The following is a 22,772-nucleotide window of genomic DNA, read 5'->3' as shown; positions in this document are numbered from 1 at the left end:
AATCTTATACGTGTTTTTAACAAGTACGCACTTTTCTGTAAGATAGTACCTATATATAAACTGCTTTTGTAAATTTTTATAATATGGAATTGAATAAAGTTCACATTTCTGCTACCCTAAAGATAACACAACTAGAATTGGAATATATTTCATTGTATTGAATTTTTAAGAATTATCCTTGAAGAAATTCTAGATTATATGAGGTGTAACTTATGCGCAATGCTACAGTATTATTTGTTGATGATGAACCGGGTATATTAAATGCTATTCGAAGGATCGTTATAAATGAAAACTATTATTCTTTATATGCCGATAGTGGTCAAAAAGCTCTTGAGATTATGAAAACAACTAAAGTCAGCGTTTTAGTTGCGGACATATCTATGCCTGGTATGGATGGTTTATCTTTACTTCGTCACACAAAGGAAATATATCCAGATGTAGTACGAATCGTATTATCCGGCTGCACTCAAATATTCGACATATTGCCTGCCATTAACCAAGGTGAAGTTTTTCGTTTTATTACAAAACCTTGGGGCTCGGAATCAGACTTGCTTGCAGTGCTCCAGCAATCACTCGACTATTATGATTTTTGTAAAGAAAGAAAAAATAAAGAATCATCATTACAACAAAAAAATACAGCATATCAAACTTTATTACGAAATTTTGAAGAACAATTTTATAGTTGTAACTATGACTTAGGTAATACTAAAGTATTTTTAGACAGAATATTTAATTATTTAATGGAATCTGTACAAACTATCGACAATATCCACTCACTGGATCGATTAGCTGGACAAATTCGTCTACTAAAAAACATTGTAAACAGTTATACCGATATATTACCGACAATTTTAGAAAAATTTACTCTATCTGATGTAAATATTTTTCTAGATTACTACATAAAAACAAATATTAAGAATATGCAATATAGTTCTACACTAGGCGATTTAAAAGAATATACATGCTTCGGAAACTATAAACAATTTCAATTTATTATGACTACTTTATTCCATTTATTATACCGAGAGGGTTCAAAGCAAAATTATAGTTGTACTGTATCGTCAGAAAAACTCAAAGAAAGTATTCGAATTAACAATATTATTAACATTGGACATGTTGATGGTGCTCAAATACTCATTGACCAAGATGAGTTAATAACCTATGATAGCTTAAACTTTTATAGTACATTGTTAAATCAAGTAGGAAAATTCTATAATATCAAAGTCACCTATACCTACATCAATCCAAATGTTTCATTTTTATCGATTATTGCTGATTTTTCATTACAAAGTGACTAACTTACTTCTTCCCCGTTACTCTTTTTTCGTCTAACACTCAACGCTAAGCTTAAAGAGACCATGCCTTTCGACTTTTTGGGGAAGACAGGGGACGGTGGTGCGTCTTAAACAAGACAAACCACCGTCCCCTGCCTATCTTCTGGATATTACCGGACTACAAGTTACTCCAAATCAAAATTTCGATAAACCTATAGAGCAAAAACCAGAGCCTAAAACGCTACAGTATGATTTTACCTATGGAAAGCTAAGTCCAAAATCATTCCCATTTCTTCAGTGGCAACGAGTAAGTAATGAGTGCTTCCGCAACTATAAAGGCAGATGCTTAATTATGGATCAGCCATGGTGTACCCTTTCTCATTCAAAAAACTCTTGAAATATTCCTCCAACAAGGTCATTGGGAGAGCCATCTACGAAGAACCACTCAATATTTTAAGAAAAAGCATAATATCCTCATCCAAGCCCTGAACCAAAAGTTTGGTGATACTCTTTTCATCATAATAATCCCCTCTATGTAAACAGTTGGAAGCCACGCTACATAGAGGGGAGTTATTTCATTTATATTTCAAATTTAACTATTTGTATGTAATACTTCCATTGTTTCTATAAGCAGTACTCTCATACTCCATAATATCAATCGCGTGTAAAACGACTTTCTCACCAAATAACCTTAACACAATGTGTAACGCTGCATCAATACCAGCAGAAATTCCCGCAGAAGTGATGATCTTTCCAGTATCAACATAGCGGATCTTCGGAACAACATTAATTGTTAAATCGATTTCAGATAGTTTATCATAACAGTAATGATGTGTAGTGACTGACAATCCTTTGAGCAAGCCCGCCTTAGCAAGTAACATCGCCCCATTACATACAGAAAAAGTGATTTCTGTATTTCGATTCTGGCTTTCAATCCATTCCAGAATTGTATCATTGGAAAGAAGCTCTGGACGAACATCTCCTCCTGGTATCACTAGTACATCCGCCTGTGGACAATCAGAAAAACCGTAATCTGCCTTTACGGTCAGTCCATTGCTAGTGAGAACATCTCCCTTTTGCTCACTCACTGTAAAAACATCAAAATATTGTTGTGGTGCCATAAGATTCGCAGCCGTAAATACCTCATATGGCCCAGCGAAATCCATCAATTCTATACCATCAAATAAAAAAATACCTACCCTTTTAATTAGCTCCATTGTAACCTCCTGAATTTTTTTTTATCCCGTGCACGCGATACTTATATTACAACATACAAGCTGGTTTTAAAAAAGAGGCAGATTTCATTTTCTTAATATAGCCAGTTTTCACAATGCACCTTCAATGGGTCTAATATAGTTTATTTGGTATATGGAGAGAAAAGAGTTACAGGCCCAGAATCAATTGCAGCTATTACCTCGACTGGTCAGATCATTGTACCCCAAATATATCTTGCAGATAGTTATCAAGAATACGAAGGGGCTCGTGTAAAGCCTGGTTCGGAAACTTATGAGTTACCTTATAGCATATCCTTGGAGGCACCGGTGCCGATAATTTCTGAAGAACAAAATCTCCAATCCGCATCATATGTGCACCAATAGAGGCAGGAACTATAGTCCATTGTCTGGCGTCCTTCAAAAAAGTAGTGATGAGTCCCGCCGTGTCCAGATGAACACGGGAAGGGCAAAGAGGATCCCACCACTGGTCATGTCTGAATTGAAACTCTCTGTTCCAATTTATGAATATTTCGTGCTCTACCGCCAATTCTTCCATCTCAACAGTATCTCCAGCTTGCCGACCCGGCACAGCCAGGCGCAACAGCACCATTTCTTCAGCAAAAAACGGTTTAACCGTGACACTAGGCGACACGATTTCTCGCACCACAAACGCCACATCCATCTCGCGCCTTTCAATACTATCAAACGCTTCCTGAGTATGTTGAGTACGAATTTGCAGTCGGATCGGCGGGGTATGCTGATTTAGCATGCTATATACCGGAGGCAAAACAAAGTGACTTATACTTTCGGCAGCACTAATTGCCAGACTTAACTGCGAACCACTGACCTGTAAGATTTGTGTTTCCCTCCAAAGAGCATCCCATCTTTCGGCAATGCTAAAAAAGTTCTCCCCTTTTGGTGTCAGACGGATTTTGGGCGCCCCTTTTCTTCGCTCAACCAAAAGGCCACCCATTTCCTGCTCCAAGGTCTTTAACCGATAGCTTACAGTCGCTTGTGACAAGTGCAGCAATTCAGCTGCCTTGCTTATACTCTCGGTCCGTACGATAGCTAAAAACGCTTCAATTCCAGGAAAATACATAAAGCACCCCTCAATATATAGAAATATTTAATATAGTTAACAAAAAATTTGAGTTTTACAACATTATTCTTTATGTTTAAAATTATCATTATTAGAGATGATAGTCAAACGCTTTTTCACTGGAAGGCTCATATGACAGAATTGGCTAAGCAAAATCTAATAAGTAAAAAATGGAGGTACATAAAATGTTTGAAAGTATGATTGAAAAATTAAAAACCAAACAGCAAAAGCTAGTATTTACGGAAGGTTCAGATCCAAGAATTCTTGAGGCTGCAAGCCGTTTAAAAAAAGAGAAGATCCTCGAACCGATACTGCTTGGTAATCCAGAAGAAATACATAGGCAATCGCAAAAGTATGGTTTTCTTACAAATGAAATTGAAATCATCGATCCTAAAACATATCCTGCTATAGAATCCATGGCTCTGATGATGGTTGAACTTAGAAAAGGAAAAATGGATGAGACCGCCTGCCGAGAGTCTTTGATGAAAACTAATTATTTCGGTACGATGCTTGTAAAAATAGGGTATGCTGACGGACTTTTGGGTGGTGCAACCTATTCTACTGCCGATACCGTTCGCCCGGCACTTCAACTTATTAAAACATCACCTGGAAATAGAATTGTTTCAAGTTGCTTTATTCTATATCGCAAAATAGAGAATGTTATAGAAAAATACGCGATGGCCGATTGTGCTATCAACTTGAATCCAAGTGAGGATGAACTTGTCGAGATTGCTGTTGAAACGGCAAGAACAGCAAAAATCTTTTCAATTGATCCAAAAGTTGCATTATTATCTTATAGTACGTTAGGCTCAGGCACAGGAGAATCAGTTGATAAAATGCGAAATACAGCCACAAAATTAAAGAGTATGAATCTTGATTTTTCAATTGACGGTGAGCTGCAGTTTGATGCCGCGTTTTCCAAAGATGTTGCAAAAATAAAAGCGTCACACTCTCCTGTCGCTGGGGAAGCGAACACTTTCATATTCCCAGATATTAATGCCGGTAATATTGGTTATAAGATAGCTCAGCGTCTTGGAAACTTTGAGGCATATGGTCCGATCCTACAAGGGCTAAATGCACCGATAAACGACCTTTCAAGAGGTTGTAATGCAGATGAAGTTTATAATATGGCAATTATTACTGCTTCCTTAAAAGGATAAACTTCCCAAGTGTTATCCCTAACGGGTTTTCTTCGAAGCATGGTATAGAGTATGAAAGGTGGTTTAGCAATGAAGATTCTCATAGTCGGCTATTTTACAGAGACCTCAAAATCAAATATTGCAAGGCATTTTCCAAAAGACTGGGACATTGTAATTGTCCCGCCCGGAAAAGAAATGCTGCATCATATTGAAGATTGCCAGGTAATCATACCTGAACATATTAAAGTGGATCGCAGCCTGCTTTCTATAGCAAAAAACTTAAAATTGGTACAGACGGGTGCAGGATTTGATAATGTAGATATCGATGCCTGCACGCAGCTCGGCATTTGGGTGGCTAATGCTGCAGGAGTGAATGCACAGGCAGTAGCCGAGCACGTAATGGCACTGATATTGTCTTATTATAAAAACATACCGTTTCTTGATGCTTTCATGAAAAACAGGATGGATCAAAATCAATTGGACTATACAGGGAGTGAACTAAAAGGCAAAACGATTGGGATTATCGGCCTAGGCGCCATCGGTAAAAAAGTAGCTGAGTTTTGCAAGGTTTTTGATATGAATGTACTGGCTTATGCTAGAAATGCCGCTCAACAATCTGACGGTTTTGTCAAAATAACGGATTTCGATACTCTTGTAAGCGCATCGGACATAGTAAGTGTACATATACCTCTAAATCAGCAAACCAAACAGTTGATCAACAAAACAGTATTCAAGAAAATGAAGAATACCACACTTTTTATCAATACAGCCCGCGGCGGGATTGTCAATGAAAGAGACTTGATAGATGCATTAAAAAACGGGGACATTTCAGGCGCATGCCTGGATGTGTTTGAATCTGAACCCCTTCCAACTGACAGTGAGCTCCGGAATCTGGGTAATGTGATACTTACTCCCCATACGGCAGGCATGCCTGACGGTCTCAAATTCCATAAAAAAAGATATGATTTCTTCGTGAATAATATAAAACGTATAGAGAATGGTAAAGAGCCTGAAAGCAAGCTCAATCAGTTATTATAGCTTTGGTACAATAAAAATTAATAAAGCTAATAGTCAAATGACGATTAGCTTCGGAGGGATTATATGACAGGATCGGCTATTATTCTTATCCTAATTGCCGCCTTTGGTCATGCTACCTGGAATTATTTAGCCAAGAAAGCATGCGGTGGTACAGCCTTTATTTGGCTATTCGCCGTTCTTTCCACTTTTCTTTATTTTCCGTTCGCTGTATGGATCATTGTCGTGCAAAAGCCGGTTATCGGATGGCATCAATTAGGCTTTATGCTAGGCAGCGCCATATTGCATTCTTTATATTATATCATGTTGGACAAAGGCTATCGGATTGGTGATCTTTCGGTTATCTATCCTCTTGCTCGCGGTACGGGCCCTATGCTTTCGACTATTGCAGCCATTGTAGTTTTAGGCGAACATCCTTCCACAGTAGCGCTTATCGGAACGCTACTAATCGGACTCGGGATTGTTGTAATCACGGGGAATCCCTTTAAGCTCACGGAACCAACCGCCAGCAAGCCAATGATATTTGCTATTCTCTGCGGCACTATGATTGCTGGATATACCCTCTCAGACAAATTGGCTGTCAGCACCTTCCTGATACCACCTTTACTTCTTGATTGGTCGGCAAACTTAGGACGAGTACTTCTCTTAACTCCATATGCGTCTAAAAATTGGGACAAAGTAAAAGACCAATGGTCCAGTCACAAAATCGAAGCTATTAGTGTGGCTATTTTATGCCCATTGACGTATATTTTGGTTTTAACTGCTATGGTATTCAGTCCTGTAAGTTATATAGCACCAGCGCGAGAAATCAGCATTCTAATAGGCACTGCAATGGGGGCCAGGCTGCTATCAGAAGGAAATATGAAGATTCGTGTCATCGGAGCGAGCGCGATGATCATTGGTCTGGGAGCACTGTCCATAGGATAGTAATATTTTCAAAAGAATAACAAATTCATAGGAGGAGATAATGTGATAGAAGGCATCAGTCACGTTACTTTTATTGTTAGAGACCTTGAACTTGCGACTAAATTTTTCAAAGAAATATTTGGAGCAGAAGAAGTTTACTCTAGCGGAGATACTACATTCTCAATATCGAGAGAAAAATTCTTCATGATTGGCGAGCAATGGATTGCAATTATGGAAGGAGAGTCCCTTCCTACTCGTACATACAACCACATCGCATTTAAAATCGCAGAAGCAGATTTTGAAACCTATGAATCACGTATTCGACGAATGGGTGTAGATTTTAAACCACCCCGACCACGCGTAGAAGGCGAAGGCAGATCATTGTATTTTTATGACTTCGACAATCATTTATTTGAAATACATACCGGAACACTTTCTCAGCGGTTAGAAAGATATAAAATGAAGTGACAAGACGAAAGGAGAGTCTACTAGACCCTCCTTTTTTTGCTCTTTTTTCGTCTATCACTCAACGCTAGGCTTAAAGAGACCATGCCTTTCGACTTTGCACACTCTAGTGGCAAAAGTTTTGTACCACAAATCTTCTCCTAATTTTTGAGCTTCCTTGTGGCATAGGTGATTTTTCCAATTTTCAATAGCCTCAATCGAATCCCAATAGGATACGGTTATACCTACTCCGTTTATGTCTCTGGTGCTTTCGGCTCCTAAAAACCCAGGTTGGTTAAACCCTAGCTTAACCATTTCATCAGCCATCTTTTCATAGCCATTGTCGCCTTCAGTTCTGACTGAAGTAAATATTACGGCATAATACGGTGGTCTCGGGGTCTCAGCTAGTTCACTCACTAAATCACTCCTTGCAATGAATTACATGAACTTCTTCGTGAATCCTGACTCAAAATCCTTTTCTGTATTTCCTCAAACTCTGCGCTTTTAAGAAACACTGTCCTTGTGTTAAAGATTATTATAAGAAATAGCAAAGTGCAAAATTGTTAAGGAGGAAGAGGGATTGGTGTACTTATGGAGACGATCTCCTTTAAAACGAATGGAATCGTACTCATCCAAGTGATACGTTTCGCCGTCCACCTCCACTGTCAATCGGCCACACATAACGGTAACAAATTCCATCACTCCCAGTTGGTGTGCCTCTGAAAGATATTCCCCTTGTGGCTGTAAGTATCCTCGATAAAACTCAATCGTGCTATGAGAACGAAATAAAGGCTCAACGACAAACACGTCGCTTGAACTGCTCAGTTTTATCCCATCGTTCTTGCGACTGATGGAGACATCCGATTCGATCGACAATAGAGCGGTTATCGGGATTTTCAGACCATTTGCGATTTTCCAGATTACGGACAAAGTAGGATTGGCTTCCCCTCGCTCGATATTAATCAATGTTAATTTACTAACCCCGATTTGTTTGGCCAAGACATCCATACTAATTCCTTTATTCCCCCGGAATTGTCGCAGATTAGCGCCGATATACTTTCCCACATCCCCTTCTGCCCAAGGTTTTTCAGTGTTCATGTTTTCCTCCCTCAATCAAAACATATAATTTTTTTGCGTTTTTTGGTATATTATAATTAACTATATATTAAATTTAATATACCATTTTTACGTTTATTATATTATAATAAGCTATAGGTAAATTTTATTATACCATTTCAGTGTGTATTTTACACTATACGGACTAGCCTTTTCGCTTTTTATCAGTGAAGTGCTATCGGTATGAATCATTTTTTGGGGCAAGTAATATTTTGCAATATAAGATAAGGGAGTTGTTATTACGATGAATGAAAAAAAAGAAACCATAAAAACTGGTTTTACGGAAGCTTTGCCATTAGCAATTGCCATTGCAGCCTATGGGTTATCTTATGGTGTACTGGCAACGCAAGCCAATTTTAGTTTAGTAGGTGCCGTGGCAATGTCCTTGTTGGTATTTTCCGGGTCTATACAAATGGTAGCAGTTGCAATGTTGACGACGGGCGCAAGTCTAGCCAGTATATTTTTTACCTCCGTTTTGTTAAATTTGCGCAATTTATTGTACGGAGCAGCTTTAACCGAAGGTCTTGCCCCTGCTAATAAATGGAAGTGGTTATTAGCTTTTGGTGTTTCAGATGAACCTTTTGTTTTAGGAATTTCAAGGTTTAAAAAATATGGGCCGGATCCTCTTTATTTTGGAATAGTTACTGGTACATTCTATGTAGCTTGGGCCTTGTCTTCCCTCATTGGAGCTTTAATTGGAAACCAGATTGATCCTCAAAAATGGGGATTAGACTTAGCGTTTCCGGTTACCTTTACAGCTCTCCTGATCCCCAGTCTTAAAGAAAAACCGGTAATCGCAACAGCGCTCACTGCTGTAGTCATAGCCTTTGGGCTCGAGTATTTCATTCCGGGTAATGAATTTACGATCATTATTACTGGTGTTTTTTCACCGCTTATGGGTCTTTATTTAATGAGGAGGGCTCAAAATGCTTAATAATTGGATTTTAATTGGATTACTAGCAATTTCTACCTATCTATCACGCATCATAGGCATGGAAATGATGGCAGGGCGAGAGATGAGTTCCACCTTGCGGCTATATTTTAATTATGTTCCTATTGGAATTATATCGGCACTTGTCGTCAAACAAATCCTAGTACCCACGAATGGACATCTAGTCGTTTCATTCCCGATTCTTATCGGCTGTCTTACCACAGCAATCACAATCAAGATACTAAAAACATTTCTTCCTGCTGTTTTAATTGGAGCAATTATTGGATGGTTATCTCGTTATTTAATAAGTTAAATTGAGCTGCTTGAAAAATCCTAATCATGTTGACGCTGAAGAAAAGAATTCACCCATACAAGAAGCAGATATATTTTGACGTGAAGATAGGGGACGGTGGGGCGTCTTAAATAAGACAAACCACCGTCCCCTGCCCTTACGCTTACCTACGGCATTGCTAGATAACAATATGGTATTAAAAAGAAAATAGCGTGTATCATCTTCAATTCTGTTTACAATTACTATTTATCCCAACTCATTATATATTCTTTAAAGCCAGAACTTTCATTATCTTGTTCAGCTTTTACTTTAAAATTACATCTTTTATAAAATTTAACAGAATTTATATTATCGACATAAACAGCTAATTTCAAAATGGGATATAGCGTTTTACAGTGGTTGATTAGTTTTAAACCGATTCCCTGTCTCTGATATTCTTTTTTAACAAATAAAGCACCTATAAAAGAGGCTTCAATGATACTAATAAATGCAATAATAATATTATTTTCTTTATACACGAAGGTTTTGGCTATTGGAATATACTGTTCTTTAACTACATTATAATTCTTAATCCAGTAATCTTTAGGGATGAAATCATGCGCATCTATATTGGTATTAAGCCAAATATTCATGACTTCATCTAGTTCATTTTTGTTAAATTTATCAATCATATATACTCCTTTTAACTTGATTCAAGTATTGAAAAATATAGTCTAGACGCCGAGTATTTCCTCCGGCATTAGATTAGGCAGGCATTTAGCGCCAAATTTAGAATCCACCGGAATGGTCATCATATTTCTATTTCACAAGCATCTTTTTAAGAGTATCAAGATCATTAGCCGATGTTAATTTTTCAATATTCTCAAAGATCTTCTTCTCGTCCCAGTTCCACCATTGAAGTTCTAATAATAATTCAATTTTCTCATCTCTAAAACGTTTTTTAATATCCTTCGCAGGATTACCACCAACAATGGTATACGGCTTAACATCTTTTGTCACTGTTGAGTTCGTAGCAATAATTGCCCCATCACCGATTTTTACTCCTGGCATGATCGTTACATTTTGTCCAATCCATACATCGTTACCGATTACAGTATCACCCTTAAAAGGTAACAGCTCTATGTTAGGCATAACCTTTTCCCAACCATCACCGAAAATAAAAAAAGGATATGTTGTAAATCCATTCATTTGATGATTAGCACCATTCATAATGAATTTAACACCCTCGGCAATTGTACAAAATTTTCCTATTATTAATTTATCGCCTAGAAATTCATAGTGATGCTCAATGTTATCATAAAACTTCTCTGGGGAATTTTTGTTATCGCTATAATATGTATAATCCCCAATCTCAACATTTGATCTTTTCGGCAGATTACTAATATAACAAACGGTCTTTATATTAGCATTTGGATATAACTTTTTCCTATCTGGTCCAAACATACTTTCTCACTCCTTCTATAATCTTGATTAATCTCTTTCATACCCGCGCATAGTATTTCACAGGATTTTTTAACACTGTCGGTCTTCTAAAAGCACATATAGCAAAAAAGCCACAAAATTCGTGGTTTCATAAATATTCCAGATTTAGGTAGTGGTGGCGAGGCGTGACCTTGCAAATCTTACTAAATTATATACGAAAAACTATTATGATAGCAAATGCTAAAACTTTAGAAACTTCCATAATATTTATTATTTTAAGGAAGTCAAAGCAAATATCTTCCAAAATAGGAAGTAGCTATTTTCCTAATAAGGCAAATAGCTACTTCCTATTCAATACCCATAAACGGTTACTTGATTGTATACTCCGAATTTGACACTTCTACAGAATGCCTTATACCTTTATCCAATATACTCGTTTTTTTTGTTAACTTTTCTATTACTACAAAAAGGACGGGTATTAAGAAGATTCCAAGGGCTGTAGCTACTAACATACCGCCTACCACCGACGTTCCCATTGCATTTCTGGCACCGGCACCAGCGCCGCTAGCAATCGCCAACGGAACACAACCGATAATAAACGCTAATGATGTCATAATGATAGGACGTAGACGAATTTTTGCCGCTTCAATGGCGGCTTGGACGATGTCCATACCATGATCAACCCTTACTTTAGCAAACTCTACAATCAATATAGCGTTCTTCGCTGCTAAACCAATGAGCATAACTAACGCAATTTGCATATATATGCTATTTTCCAAGTTACGTGCATACTGAGATAAAAAAGCACCAAATATGCCTACGGGAACGGTAAGTAACACTGCAAATGGAACACTCCAGCTTTCGTAAAGTGCAGCTAAACACAAAAATGCAAAGGTAATCGCCATGCCAAATACAATGAAACTTTGATTACCTGAACTGCGTTCTTCACGACTTTGGCCAGACCATTCATAAGAATAGCCACTGGGCAATGTTTTAGCTACTTCTTCAAGGGCCGCCATTGCCTGACCCGAGCTATAACCAGATGCTTGGGTTGCGTTGATTTGAACAGCTTTGACACCATTATATCTTGTAATGGTCGCAGGCGCATTGATACTCTTAGGTTTTAACAGAGTATTTAATGGTACCATTGCGCCACTAGAACTTTTTACAAACAACTTGCGTGTTGCATTGATATCACTGCGAGATGATGTTTCAGCTTGCACAATGACCTTATAACTACGACCGAATTCATTAAAATCATTAACCTGTGATCCACCAAGAAATACTTGTAAGGTAGTGAATACATCCTCAACCTCCACTCCCATGTTCTGAGCTTTTTCCCGATCCACTTCAAATTCGTAGCCTGGAGTATTGGCGTTAAAACTTGAAGTGATTGACGCAATCTCGGGACGCTCTTTCGCTGCAGTGATAAAATCTTGTGTTATGCGATCCAGGTTTTCTAAGGAACCGCCGTTTTGATCCTGGAGCATGAGAGTTAATCCACCCACCATGCCAAGTCCTGGTAATGACGGAGGAGCAAACGCAATCACCATTCCTTCCGGTAACTGAGCGCCAATGCCAAATGTTTGACCAACTTGTGCGCCTACTGATAATTGGGGACTTGTTCTTTGCTCCCAGGAATCCAGGCCAACAAACATAACTGCCGAATTCGACTTCATTCCTCCACCCAATAAATCCAGCCCCGATATGGCCATAATATTTGCAACGCCTGGTTGATCACCCAGCTTTTTCCCAAGCTCTTTTGTTACTGCCTTCGTGCGATTCAGACTAGCTGCCTCAGTCAGGGAAAAACTGGCAATGTAGTACCCCTGATCTTCTTCAGGCACAAAAGACGTAGGAACTAGTTTATATAATCCGCCAATGGAAAAGCATAAAAGAACCAATACAATCATACATGCACGTGATTTAGGAATGAGATGCGTTAAACCCCGTCCATATTTTTCGATCATTCTTTCAAACCAGTGATTAAACTTTTCAAAAAAATTACCGACAAATCCACCATGAGCATCTGGATTATAGGGCTTAAGTAATAATACACAAAGTGCCGGTGTAAGAGACAACGCGACCACCGCTGATAAAGCCATGGATGCAGCAATAGTTAAGGCAAATTGCTTGTATAAAATCCCCATCATCCCGCCAAAAAAGGCAACTGGAATAAATACGGAAGCGAGTACAAAAGCAATGGCAATAACGGGCCCGGAAACTTGACTCATGGCTCGTTTAGTGGCCTCGATTGGCGTAAGCCCTGAATATCGCATGTGATGTTCCACTGCTTCAATAACAACAATTGCATCATCCACTACCAGTCCAATAGCCAGAACCATGGCAAATAACGTTAGAGTGTTAATGGTAAACCCTAGTGCAATAAAAACACCAAAGGTTCCTATCAAGGATACTGGAATGGCCAGCATCGGAATCAAAGTGGCACGCCAACTCTGTAAAAAAAGAAATACCACAATTAAAACCAGTAGCATGGCTTCGCCCAGAGTTTTAAGCACTTCAATCATGGATTCCCGAACAAATTTAGTACTATCGACAACCACTTTATATTCCAAACCAGGAGGAAAATCTTGTGAGGCATTCTCAATCACCGTTTTCACATTTCCAATTGTTTCTAAAGCATTCGCATCACTTGTTAATTTAACAGCAATCCCTGCACCGATATGACCATTTACTACGCTTTCATAAGTATAGGCTTTACTGGCTAATTCCACCCGCGCTATATCTTTCATACGAATAAAAGAACCGTTTCCTGCTGAACTGATGACGATATTTTCAAATTCTTGGGGCGTAGTTAGCCTTCCTTTTACGCGGGTATTATACTCAAATTCTTGTTGAGAATCTGCAGGCATCTGTCCAATTGCCCCTGCTGGCGCTTGAATATTTTGCTTTGTAATAGCATCTGTGACTTGTTTTGTTGATATTCCAAGACTGCCCATTTTTTCAGGTTGCAACCATATTCTCATACTATAGTCAGAGCCAAATTCCGATACATCTCCAACGCCTTTGACACGTTTTATCTTATCAAGCAGATAAATACTGCCATAATTTTTTAAGAAATTTACATCATATGCATCATTGGGCGAATAGAGAGTAAGAATCAAAGACATATCTTGGGATGATTTTCTGGTTGTAATACCCGCTGTCTGAACATCACTTGGCAATGATGATGTGGCCTCTGATACCCGATTTTGTGTCTGCACTGCGGCAGTATCAGCATTGGTTCCAGATTCAAACTGCACACTTAGTGAATAGGAACCTGAATCTGAACTCGTGGAAGACATATAGGACATACCTTCCACACCATTAATTTGTTGTTCAATGATCTGCGCTACCGTTTGATCTATTACTTCAGCATTTGCGCCTTGATATGCTGCACTAATCGAAATTGTTGGCGGCGAAATTTGAGGATACTGGGCTACAGGCAAATTAAATGCAGAAGTCACGCCGATGATCGTAATGATAATCGATAATACAATCGCAAAAATTGGTCGATTAATAAAAAAACTAGCCATTCAAAAACCCCCTATTACTTAGCCGGAATTTGCAATTGATCCGGTTGTACCATAATGACTTCCAATGCGGTTCCGTCTTTCACTTTAGTGAGCCCTTCCACAATAATGCGATCATTGATCGTTACACCATCCTTTACTAACCACAGATTACCAATTCGTTCTCCCATGGTTACTTGTCGGCTTTGTGCTTTATTATCATCGGTTACTACGCTAATAAATGTCTTATTTAGTAATTCTGTCACGGCCCGTTGCGGAATGAGTAAAGCTCCTTGAGTTACTTCTCCTTGCGCAGATACCTTAGCAAACATGCCTGGCAGGAGCATTTTTTGTGGATTACTAAATGCTGCTTTTATCGTAATTGTACCTGTTGCGTCACTAATGCCCTTATCGATTTGTTCGATGTGACCTGCCAATGGATATTGGGTTCCATTACTAAGGATAAGTTTGAGATTATCCTTAAAGCTATTTGGTAAATTACCATTTCCCAACTGGGCAAGATTTAAATATTCATTTTCACTCATACTAAATTGAACCCAGGTAGGATCAATTGATGATACCGTCGCCATTTTAGTCGTTCCTGCTGCTACATAGTCTCCCACACTTAAATCATTCAAATCAATTCGACCATCAACAGGTGATAGAATTAACGTATCCTGCTCATCCTCTTGTGCTTGTTGTAAATTAGCCCGGTTAGCTTCCACTTCAGCAGCATCTTCTGCTGCTTGGGCTACTTGGCTATCTAAGGTTTGCCGAGCAATGCCATTAATGGCTACCAATTGCCTGTATCTTTCCACATCTTTTTGGGTATTCTCTAGTGCGGCTTGTGATTTTCTCAATGTTGCTCGGGCGGAATTAACAGATGACCGGTATTGCTTATTATCAATTCGAAACAATGGCTGTCCTTTGTAGACTGTATCGCCACCATTCACCATCTTTTCTACAATATTGCCTGATACTTTGGACATGATCTTTACTTCATTTTTGGATTTAACCTGCCCTACAAACTCATAGTTAATCGGTGTATCCCTCTGGATCACCTGCATAGCTTTTACTTGTACTGTTTGTGGCATGTTCATAGGCGGTTTGAATGATGCCATATGACGTGAGACACCAACAGCTGCCACAATGGCTACAACAATAAGTCCAATTTTCATGTTACTTGACAGTTTAATACTCATTTATGATTCCTCCTAATTGTACCGTTACCGATGTTTTTTTCATCACGAAACCAGTCCACTTAATGCTTTTTTCTAATTTCCCTATAAAACAAAACTATAGCTAAAACCGTAGTCATAATATCAGTTAGTGGTTGAGCAGAAATAACCCCCTTTAATCCCCCCCATTCATTAGCAAGAATTAGAATGGGAATAAACAGTATTCCTTGTCTTGAAATGGAAAGCCAAAGTGAAGGAATCCCTTTCCCCATAGCCTGAAAGCTAGTCGTCACCAAAAACTGAATTCCTAAAAAGGGAATTGATAGTAAAATTACTTGCAAAAAATATTCTCCTAAATTCACAACCGCAGGATCATTACTAAATACCTCAATTACACTCTTCCCTATCCAATAGAGCAATATTGTAAAAATAGCTCCTATAGCAGTTCCCCAGATAGCTGTAAAATTTATAATGTCAGTCATACGCTTTTTATTGTTTGCTGCATAGTTGTAGCCGATAAGTGGCTGTACTCCTTGGCATAAACCAAGTAACAGCATGATGGGAATTAAAATCACTCTACTGACTACTCCTAAGGCAGCCACAACATTGTCCCCATACTGTACAGCAAAATTATTTAGAATAATATTAGACGTGCTCATTAACAGAGAATTGATCGACGCAGGGGTTCCGATTGAAAACACAGCCTTAAGCATCTTCTTAGTCAATACAAAACTTTTTAATGAGATAGACAGTTGACTATTTTTCTTCACAAAATAGTCGATATAATAACAGACTGAAATAACATTGGCAAGAACAGTAGCGACGGCAGCACCTGTTACGCCCATTCCCATCCATAAGATGAAAATAGGATCAAGAACTATATTAATGATCGTTCCAATCATCATTCCTGCCATTGCTTCTTTTGCCGCCCCTTCGGCGCGAATGATCTGTCCTAAAGAAAAACTCGCTACGATAGCGGGAGAGCCAATGGCAATAATCATCAAATAACCTTTAGCATACTCATATGTATGAACACTTGCTCCTGATAAACTTAAGATCTGCTGCATAAACATCAGACCTACAAGCATACAGATAACTCCTATTACAAGGCTCCCATAAAAGGCAAAGGACGCTGCTTGTTTTGCCTCTACACCTTCCTTCTTTCCCAAAAGAATGGATATATAGCTGCCACCACCAACACCGAGTAAAGTGCCAAATGCCATCAATAGGAGAAAAATTGGCATACTAATCGTAATAGCAGCTATCTGATTCGCATCATGTAACTGTCCAACAAAAAAAGTCCCCGTCAAATTATAAACAACCATAACTAGCATTCCCATCATAGTTGGCAGTGCTAAACTTCCTACCGCCTTATAGATTGGCAGATTTTCAAAAATATCATTTTTCATTACAAACTCCATTACTATTACATAGAAATTCATCTATTCAACTAATAGCAACCACTGTCCCATATTTTTAATGTAGTACATCCTCGCTATTCACACTTTTTACATAAATGACAAAGTTTCTACCGGACAATTGTCCTGTCTATATTTTACCGGACAACTGTCCGGTGGTCAATTGATTTTTTCTTATAATAATGATCGATCTTAGATAAAACGTTATATTTATCCGATTTCGTACAAGGAGATTTTTAAATCAATCTTTCAAATATGTTATAATGATGAAACCAATCATAAATAATACTATTTTTTTGCAATATCTTTGGAATGTTTTTATGTATTATAACTATAGATTGAGGAGGATTATTGCCATATGTCAGATGATATTAAAGAAAAAGACCAAATAAGCACTCGTATCTTACAAACTGCTCATAAGCTAATTATTGAAAACGGCGGAATATCTAACGTCAAGATGTACCAGATTGCTAGGAAAACAGGTATAGGGCAAGCTACTCTTTATCGCCGCTATAAGAGTATGGAGGAGATTTTTCTAGACTTACTTATGGAGGATATCAAATTATTAAAAGCAGAAATAACGCTTTTTATTGAAGATTCCAAAAATTCCACCTTTGAGCAAATAAAATTTTTCTTCGATTGTTTTATTGAATTCAGCGAAAAAGGATATCAATATTTTAAGGACTCTGCAATGATCATCAAGCCTTCCATTCATTGCAATTTTTATTCATCACCCATTTACTCTTGGTTGTATCAAACGTTATATAACTTACTTGAGAATCATTTAAACAAACAAAGTCCAATTAATTTAGAAATAAAATTTATTACGCATACTCTATTGACGATAATCAGTATTGATGCTTACATCTTTCTACGTAATAATAAATATACTATAGAGCAGATAAAGAGCAACTTATACACTATTTATTTAGAACCAATATGCAATCCTATTTAAACTTGCGATTTGAAGATCATATCCCCCTTCCTGATATGTTTTAAAACTATTGAACAAGAATGTTATCAGCATTATGAATTTGAAGCATATCAACAATCATATAATTCATTAACGATTTTATCGTCTATTATAATCGTCAGCGCATTCTTATTATTTTCACCTCATGAATTTAGCACAATCTCTTTCCCCTTCAAGAATTCATAGATTTTACAGCATAATATAGAAAGAAAGCTATCATCTAACATGAACTGAACCCCTTGTATTAGATTTTTTCTAGAAAATCCAATACAAGGGGTTCAGTTCAAAGTGAAGACTGGCTTTCATTACGCAATACCCTAAGTTTATTATTACATAAGGACGTTATCCAACGTCCGACTCTTAACCATTATTGTTAAGGTCTACCATAGGAAAGAAAACTGTAAATACCGTTCCCAGGGAAGAGGTCTTTACATCAATAAATGCCTTATGCCGCTGGGCGATACGATAACACACTGACAGGCCAAGACCAGTTCCGCTTTCCTTCGTCGTTGTAAATGGCACTCCAAGTTTATTCATAACCATCGGAGGTATGCCTGGTCCGGTGTCACGAATACTTACCATTACCCACTCTTTTTGTGCGTAAGTTGTGATTGTCAATCTTCCGCCAATCTTCATGGCCTCAAAACCGTTGCAAATAAAGTTGAGAATCATTTGGCGAATTTCCCGCTCATCAATCATTACATCAGGAACCTCACCCAATTCAATAATGAGTTCGTGCCCAATACGTAACGCTTCGGCCTGTAGGAGTGGCTGCAGCTTATTAATGACATTGTTCAGATTGCCGCTCGCCAACTCTATAGCCTTATCTTTAGCCAGGGACAAAAATTCACTTATAATTAGATTCGCCCGGTCAAGCTCTTCGATCATGGTATCAAAGATTCCGTACTGGTTAGACCCTTCTTCTGTTTTACGCTGAAGAAACTGCAGATAACCACGCACGGTGGTCATGGGATTTCGAATCTCGTGGCCGATAGCTGCCGACATTTCGCCGACGATGTTGAGACGATCCAGCCTCTGCATTTCGGCTTCTACTCGTCTGCGCTCGGTTATGTCAGATAAGATAACGGCAAATCTGTTGCCCTTGTATAACGGATAGGCGAAAACCTCGAACCAGCGGTCCAACGAGACGTTATATTCCTCAAATCTGTTTGCCTTACCGCTTGTCACGACTTCACCGTAACGCTTGAGCCAGACTGCTTCGACCTCCGGTAGCAACTCGGTCATCCGCCTACCTATGACCTGTTGTCGGATCATCCCAGCGTGCCTTTCCCACGCCGGATTAATCTCCAGCATCAAATAGTCCACCGGTTGACCATCATCATCAAAGATCATTTCGATTAAGGCGAACCCTTCGTTCATCATTTCGAAAAGTTGACGATACTTTTTCTCGCTCTCGAGAAGTGCCTTTTCGGCCTGCACCTGTTCGATAATATCTGCCGCCTGTCCACACAGCAGGTCGATGTACGTCAGGTCAAACTTTCCTCTTTCGACTTTTTCCCGGTAATGGGTGGCAATCATGCCAACTAAACGGCCAGAGCGGCTAATCAGTGGAGTGGACTGGACAGCCCGTACTCCAGCCGTTAGTAAGACCTCTAATGCAGGTGTGCCCACAAAAATAGGACTCTCGCTGACGTTTTCAACAAATACTCGATTCCGCTCCGCTAGAGCTGCACCACAGGCGGCTCCACAACCAGCGTGGACGGTGGCAAAGAAATCAAGGAAAGGTTGCTTAAACCCGAGTTGAGCAGTTATCTTTAGCACATCACTCTCCGCGTCAAGCAACTGAAAAGTGCCCATATCGGCACCCGCCAGGTCTATTGCAGTTTCCAGTATTATGTTGCTGATTTCAATAAGTGAATCGGCACTGATGGGAAGGGTGCTTATCCGGTAGAGACACTGGATGGCTGCCAACTCTTCTTCGTCCCGTTTAAGCATGGATAATTCTTCGGTCCATCTCTTTTCATATTTATGGTCTTGTGCCGCTCTGAGCATAGTCGAAATTTGCTCGATAATAAGTTCCAAGAAGCTCTGATACCTATGGTCAAACTTAAGGTGCGGATTTGTCTCAACCACAAGAACGCCAGCAGCACTCCTGACATCTGGAGAAGTTATTGGCAAGATAACGACGGAGCGTCGAGTATTTTGCCTAGCCCTACTATGAATGGTGTGGATTGAATCGCTACTAGAAATGACCTTTTGTTCTTGAATGGCCTCTGCTATCTTCGAAATTAATCCATTGCCAGCAGATCGCAGATCAATCTCTAGCGGGAGCAAGCTCCTCACCTCGGATCGACCTATACGAACCAATTTCATTTGGTCTTGGAAATTTCGCATATACAGTGCGAAAATAGGCATTTCGGAATTATATCGGCTTAACACATTTGAAGTACTCCGTAGGACTTTTTCAACGTCTCTAATGTGTGCCGTCTTAGTAGCAGCAAGGTCATATAGGCAACTTATACGGCGCTCACACAGAACTGTATCGGTCACTTCCGTTACCAGTTGCAGAACACCGACGATTACTCCGTGATCATCACGAAGCGGGGTAAAGGAAAAGGTGAAGTAGGCCTCATTCGTAAAACCGTGCCTAAAAAGCGGAATGAGCATTTTCTCGACCTTGACCGTCTCACCGTTATCTAATACCCGATGCATCCATGGATGAATGGTCTCATATTCATTTGGCCAACATTGCTGAAATGTCGCCCCCAGGTTGCCAGGATGGAGTGAACCCATGATCTGCGCATAGCCATCGTTATATATCTGCATGTGGTCTTCACCCCAGAAAATAATGGCCGCGGTAGGCAACTCAAGGATCATCTGCAGATAATTCTTGAGAATCTTCGGCCAGGAATCTATTGGTCCAAGCGCAGTGTTACTCCAGTTCTTGGCTAGAATCAGCCGGCCGGTTTCTCCTCCACCCGATAAGTCGTGAAAGTTGACTCCGGGAGGTAACGTAGAAGCCACTACATGTGAAATATCACTCACTTAGTTCAACTCGCTTTATTAGAAATTTAATGCGAAAACAATTAATCAAAGAATACTGCATAATTCAAAAAAACGGATATAAAAATATTTATTCTACTTTGAAACAGACAATCCTGCACAATTTTCCATAAAAAAACATTTTTAATCACGCGTTTAGGAACTAAATAGATTCCTCACACAAAAGATAGGGGATGGTGGTTTGTCTTATAAACAAGACAAACCACCATCCCCTGTCGCATGTTTTTATTCTGTTTTATGACACTTGCCACAATGGCACTGATCTACGCATTGACAAGGCCCCAGATCAGGAGCATCGATTTGCATAAAACAGAGTTGGCCGCCCGGGTACAAACATTGATCTTCGGATTCGGGATTAGCTAAATCCTTCGGAGTGGTCGCTTTATAATCATCGTGATTATGCATGATATAAAATTGTGGAAAAAACTGATTTGGTTCTTGTCCGTAGTTAAAGAAACTAAAGAGTTTTTCATAAGGGCAATCTCCAGTAAATGTTCCTTCTTTAGGTATATTTGCCCAAAGATGTTGACCTGAAGCAATTTCGGCCTTTTTTACCTGCTCCATAAGTGAATTAATAATACAAGGAAACCCCTGACTGATATATTCACCATACAACGGTTTTTTGTTATCAGCGGTGATGAGAAGATCATAACTTTCTCCTGATCCTATAAGTTGAGTAAAGCCCATCTGCGAATTCTTATCCTCTGGATTAGCTGGCATTGGGTGAGCGTCTTTACCAATGATGCGGAAATGCCAACCGTGGATATGCCATGGGATAACCTGATATCCCATATTAATTAACCGGATCAGAAATTTTTCTCCAGTTTTTACATGAACATAGGATTCATATCCTAGCGGAATAGAGTAAGCCCCTATACTATCAGATACTTCAGTAGGTAAAAGAGTATCAGGAAAGGAACGGCCATTGACTAACCAGGCTGTTGGTTTGAAATCCGCAGGACAAAACTTTCTACCCTCAAGTACAAATTGGTGCCATATTTGGTCAATATCAGAAAGCAATAGGACATACTCCTTGTTGAAAAAGGTATCTTGGTCGGCATAAGCAAAGTTTCGATTGGTATATCCATGGGGTTTATGGACTCCTGCATCTTTTAGATGTTCGATCGATGGATAGACGATTAAAGCACCGTACATACCCATTTGGACGTGCTCGGCAGCCTCTTGATGGCAATGATAAAAATACGTGCCAGGATGCTCTGGTACGAAATAATAGGTTATGGCCTGATTGGGATCAACTGAGGGATTCGCCATTGCACATTTGGGCATCATCTCATCACCCATCTGCATGGGAACGCCAAACGAGGTTTCGGGAACACCATCAAGCTGAGTAGCCACATGACCGCCGTGAATATGAATGCTGTGCACATCAGGAAGGTCTGGCCGGTACTTCATACCAAGATTAACTAACGTAATAAATAACTGATCTCCGCACTCCACGTCAATTCGCGGGGAAGGGAAACTAGCATTGCCAAAAAACTGACATCCATTTTCAACAGCGAACTCTGGATTAATAACGACTCCATCTTTTTCATACAAACCACCAGCGAACCCCCATATATAAAGCTCGGTTCTTGGTCCGCAGGGATCGGGTGTTAAGGGGAGCATAATCTTATTATCAGTAGCAAATAGATTATACTTAAAAATAGACATTTAAATTACTCCTCTTTAAATTTTTTTAAAATATCCTATGCAGAAAATCGGTATTATGACTCTTTACTGTACATACTCAGCTTTGGCAGCATCAACAGACAGAATAACCTTCTATAAGTTATGA

19 protein-coding genes are annotated in these 22,772 nt (G+C 39.1%); 8 read left to right on the top strand and 11 right to left on the bottom strand.

The genetic code is table 11. The features are described from left to right. The first annotated feature begins 212 nt into the window (after positions 1-212). Positions 213-1,298: a response regulator gene (locus ACAN52_RS20060; RefSeq protein ID WP_378956822.1), complete on the top strand. Its 1,086-nt coding sequence runs from the start codon at positions 213-215 to the stop codon at positions 1,296-1,298. A gap of 572 nt (positions 1,299-1,870) precedes the next feature. On the opposite strand, the gene ACAN52_RS20055 is transcribed toward ACAN52_RS20060, so the two are convergent. Continuing rightward, positions 1,871-2,491, bottom strand: coding sequence for a DJ-1/PfpI family protein (locus ACAN52_RS20055; RefSeq protein ID WP_378956820.1), 621 nt, complete (start codon positions 2,489-2,491; stop codon positions 1,871-1,873). 211 nt (positions 2,492-2,702) lie between these two features. Then, positions 2,703-3,587: a LysR family transcriptional regulator gene (locus ACAN52_RS20050; RefSeq protein WP_378956819.1), complete on the bottom strand. Its 885-nt coding sequence runs from the start codon at positions 3,585-3,587 to the stop codon at positions 2,703-2,705. A 185-nt stretch (positions 3,588-3,772) separates the two neighbouring features. Between ACAN52_RS20050 and pta the strand changes: the two genes are divergently transcribed. The 4 genes from pta (at position 3,773) to fosX (ending at position 7,135) form a co-directional block, all read left to right on the top strand. Beyond that, positions 3,773-4,747, top strand: a complete 975-nt coding sequence (pta, locus tag ACAN52_RS20045) for a phosphate acetyltransferase (RefSeq protein ID WP_378956818.1) — start codon at positions 3,773-3,775, stop codon at positions 4,745-4,747. Positions 4,748-4,816: 69 nt separating this feature from the next. Further along, positions 4,817-5,764, top strand: a complete 948-nt coding sequence (locus ACAN52_RS20040; protein ID WP_378956817.1) for an NAD(P)-dependent oxidoreductase — start codon at positions 4,817-4,819, stop codon at positions 5,762-5,764. Between the two features lie 63 nt (positions 5,765-5,827). After that, entirely contained in the window at positions 5,828-6,688 is an 861-nt protein-coding gene (locus tag ACAN52_RS20035) for an EamA family transporter (RefSeq protein ID WP_378956815.1), read from the top strand. A 42-nt stretch (positions 6,689-6,730) separates the two neighbouring features. After that, the gene (fosX, locus tag ACAN52_RS20030; RefSeq protein ID WP_378956813.1) at positions 6,731-7,135 is read left to right on the top strand and encodes a FosX/FosE/FosI family fosfomycin resistance hydrolase; all 405 of its coding nucleotides are present in this window, start codon (positions 6,731-6,733) and stop codon (positions 7,133-7,135) included. Between the two features lie 54 nt (positions 7,136-7,189). Here fosX and ACAN52_RS20025 read toward each other — a convergent pair whose 3' ends face one another. Next, positions 7,190-7,528: an antibiotic biosynthesis monooxygenase family protein gene (locus ACAN52_RS20025; protein ID WP_378956812.1), complete on the bottom strand. Its 339-nt coding sequence runs from the start codon at positions 7,526-7,528 to the stop codon at positions 7,190-7,192. Positions 7,529-7,636: 108 nt separating this feature from the next. Beyond that, positions 7,637-8,209: a helix-turn-helix domain-containing protein gene (locus ACAN52_RS20020; RefSeq protein ID WP_378956810.1), complete on the bottom strand. Its 573-nt coding sequence runs from the start codon at positions 8,207-8,209 to the stop codon at positions 7,637-7,639. A 262-nt stretch (positions 8,210-8,471) separates the two neighbouring features. Between ACAN52_RS20020 and ACAN52_RS20015 the strand changes: the two genes are divergently transcribed. Together ACAN52_RS20015 and ACAN52_RS20010 are read left to right on the top strand one after the other, a co-directional pair. Continuing rightward, positions 8,472-9,161: an AzlC family ABC transporter permease gene (locus tag ACAN52_RS20015; RefSeq protein ID WP_378956808.1), complete on the top strand. Its 690-nt coding sequence runs from the start codon at positions 8,472-8,474 to the stop codon at positions 9,159-9,161. Next, positions 9,154-9,471, top strand: a complete 318-nt coding sequence (locus ACAN52_RS20010; RefSeq protein WP_378956807.1) for an AzlD domain-containing protein — start codon at positions 9,154-9,156, stop codon at positions 9,469-9,471. Before ACAN52_RS20015 ends, ACAN52_RS20010 begins: the two co-directional genes overlap by 8 nt. Before the next feature lie 221 nt (positions 9,472-9,692). On the opposite strand, the gene ACAN52_RS20005 is transcribed toward ACAN52_RS20010, so the two are convergent. From ACAN52_RS20005 to ACAN52_RS19985, 5 genes are all read right to left on the bottom strand, one after another. Further along, positions 9,693-10,121, bottom strand: a complete 429-nt coding sequence (locus tag ACAN52_RS20005) for an N-acetyltransferase (RefSeq protein ID WP_378956806.1) — start codon at positions 10,119-10,121, stop codon at positions 9,693-9,695. A 127-nt stretch (positions 10,122-10,248) separates the two neighbouring features. After that, positions 10,249-10,893 (bottom strand): Vat family streptogramin A O-acetyltransferase, encoded by a 645-nt coding sequence (locus ACAN52_RS20000; RefSeq protein ID WP_378956805.1) that lies wholly within the window; start codon positions 10,891-10,893, stop codon positions 10,249-10,251. Between the two features lie 347 nt (positions 10,894-11,240). Then, a complete protein-coding gene (locus ACAN52_RS19995; RefSeq protein WP_378956802.1) occupies positions 11,241-14,408 on the bottom strand; it encodes an efflux RND transporter permease subunit in 3,168 nt (1,055 codons plus the stop codon). Positions 14,409-14,422: 14 nt separating this feature from the next. Next, complete coding sequence (locus ACAN52_RS19990; protein WP_378956801.1) at positions 14,423-15,586, bottom strand: efflux RND transporter periplasmic adaptor subunit; 1,164 nt, start codon at positions 15,584-15,586, stop codon at positions 14,423-14,425. 59 nt (positions 15,587-15,645) lie between these two features. Continuing rightward, on the bottom strand, positions 15,646-16,971 hold the full coding sequence (locus ACAN52_RS19985; protein ID WP_378956800.1) for an MATE family efflux transporter: 1,326 nt from the start codon (positions 16,969-16,971) through the stop codon (positions 15,646-15,648). A gap of 367 nt (positions 16,972-17,338) precedes the next feature. Between ACAN52_RS19985 and ACAN52_RS19980 the strand changes: the two genes are divergently transcribed. Beyond that, positions 17,339-17,935, top strand: a complete 597-nt coding sequence (locus ACAN52_RS19980; RefSeq protein WP_378956799.1) for a TetR/AcrR family transcriptional regulator — start codon at positions 17,339-17,341, stop codon at positions 17,933-17,935. Between the two features lie 378 nt (positions 17,936-18,313). On the opposite strand, the gene ACAN52_RS19975 is transcribed toward ACAN52_RS19980, so the two are convergent. Both ACAN52_RS19975 and ACAN52_RS19970 read right to left on the bottom strand, forming a co-directional pair. Beyond that, positions 18,314-20,959 carry a GAF domain-containing protein gene (locus tag ACAN52_RS19975; protein ID WP_378956798.1) on the bottom strand — a complete coding sequence of 882 codons (2,646 nt, stop codon included), beginning with the start codon at positions 20,957-20,959 and terminating at the stop codon, positions 18,314-18,316. 243 nt (positions 20,960-21,202) lie between these two features. After that, entirely contained in the window at positions 21,203-22,648 is a 1,446-nt protein-coding gene (locus tag ACAN52_RS19970) for a multicopper oxidase domain-containing protein (protein WP_378956796.1), read from the bottom strand. Between the last annotated feature and the right edge of the window lie 124 nt (positions 22,649-22,772).

Source organism: Pelosinus sp. sgz500959, assembly GCF_042610375.1.
Classification (GTDB): domain Bacteria; phylum Bacillota; class Negativicutes; order DSM-13327; family DSM-13327; genus CTSoil-075.
This window is presented reverse-complemented; position numbering and strand designations above follow the sequence as displayed.

Excerpts from the sequence above, each read along its gene's own strand:
- ACAN52_RS20060 (WP_378956822.1), top strand. The coding sequence starts at position 213 with ATGCGCAATGCTACAGTATTATTTGTTGATGATGAACCGGGTATATTA.
- ACAN52_RS20055 (WP_378956820.1), bottom strand. The coding sequence starts at position 2,491 with ATGGAGCTAATTAAAAGGGTAGGTATTTTTTTATTTGATGGTATAGAA.
- ACAN52_RS20050 (WP_378956819.1), bottom strand. The coding sequence starts at position 3,587 with ATGTATTTTCCTGGAATTGAAGCGTTTTTAGCTATCGTACGGACCGAG.
- pta (WP_378956818.1), top strand. The coding sequence starts at position 3,773 with ATGTTTGAAAGTATGATTGAAAAATTAAAAACCAAACAGCAAAAGCTA.
- ACAN52_RS20040 (WP_378956817.1), top strand. The coding sequence starts at position 4,817 with ATGAAGATTCTCATAGTCGGCTATTTTACAGAGACCTCAAAATCAAAT.
- ACAN52_RS20035 (WP_378956815.1), top strand. The coding sequence starts at position 5,828 with ATGACAGGATCGGCTATTATTCTTATCCTAATTGCCGCCTTTGGTCAT.
- ACAN52_RS20020 (WP_378956810.1), bottom strand. The coding sequence starts at position 8,209 with ATGAACACTGAAAAACCTTGGGCAGAAGGGGATGTGGGAAAGTATATC.
- ACAN52_RS20015 (WP_378956808.1), top strand. The coding sequence starts at position 8,472 with ATGAATGAAAAAAAAGAAACCATAAAAACTGGTTTTACGGAAGCTTTG.
- ACAN52_RS20010 (WP_378956807.1), top strand. The coding sequence starts at position 9,154 with ATGCTTAATAATTGGATTTTAATTGGATTACTAGCAATTTCTACCTAT.
- ACAN52_RS20005 (WP_378956806.1), bottom strand. The coding sequence starts at position 10,121 with ATGATTGATAAATTTAACAAAAATGAACTAGATGAAGTCATGAATATT.
- ACAN52_RS20000 (WP_378956805.1), bottom strand. The coding sequence starts at position 10,893 with ATGTTTGGACCAGATAGGAAAAAGTTATATCCAAATGCTAATATAAAG.
- ACAN52_RS19995 (WP_378956802.1), bottom strand. The coding sequence starts at position 14,408 with ATGGCTAGTTTTTTTATTAATCGACCAATTTTTGCGATTGTATTATCG.
- ACAN52_RS19990 (WP_378956801.1), bottom strand. The coding sequence starts at position 15,586 with ATGAGTATTAAACTGTCAAGTAACATGAAAATTGGACTTATTGTTGTA.
- ACAN52_RS19985 (WP_378956800.1), bottom strand. The coding sequence starts at position 16,971 with ATGAAAAATGATATTTTTGAAAATCTGCCAATCTATAAGGCGGTAGGA.
- ACAN52_RS19980 (WP_378956799.1), top strand. The coding sequence starts at position 17,339 with ATGTCAGATGATATTAAAGAAAAAGACCAAATAAGCACTCGTATCTTA.
- ACAN52_RS19970 (WP_378956796.1), bottom strand. The coding sequence starts at position 22,648 with ATGTCTATTTTTAAGTATAATCTATTTGCTACTGATAATAAGATTATG.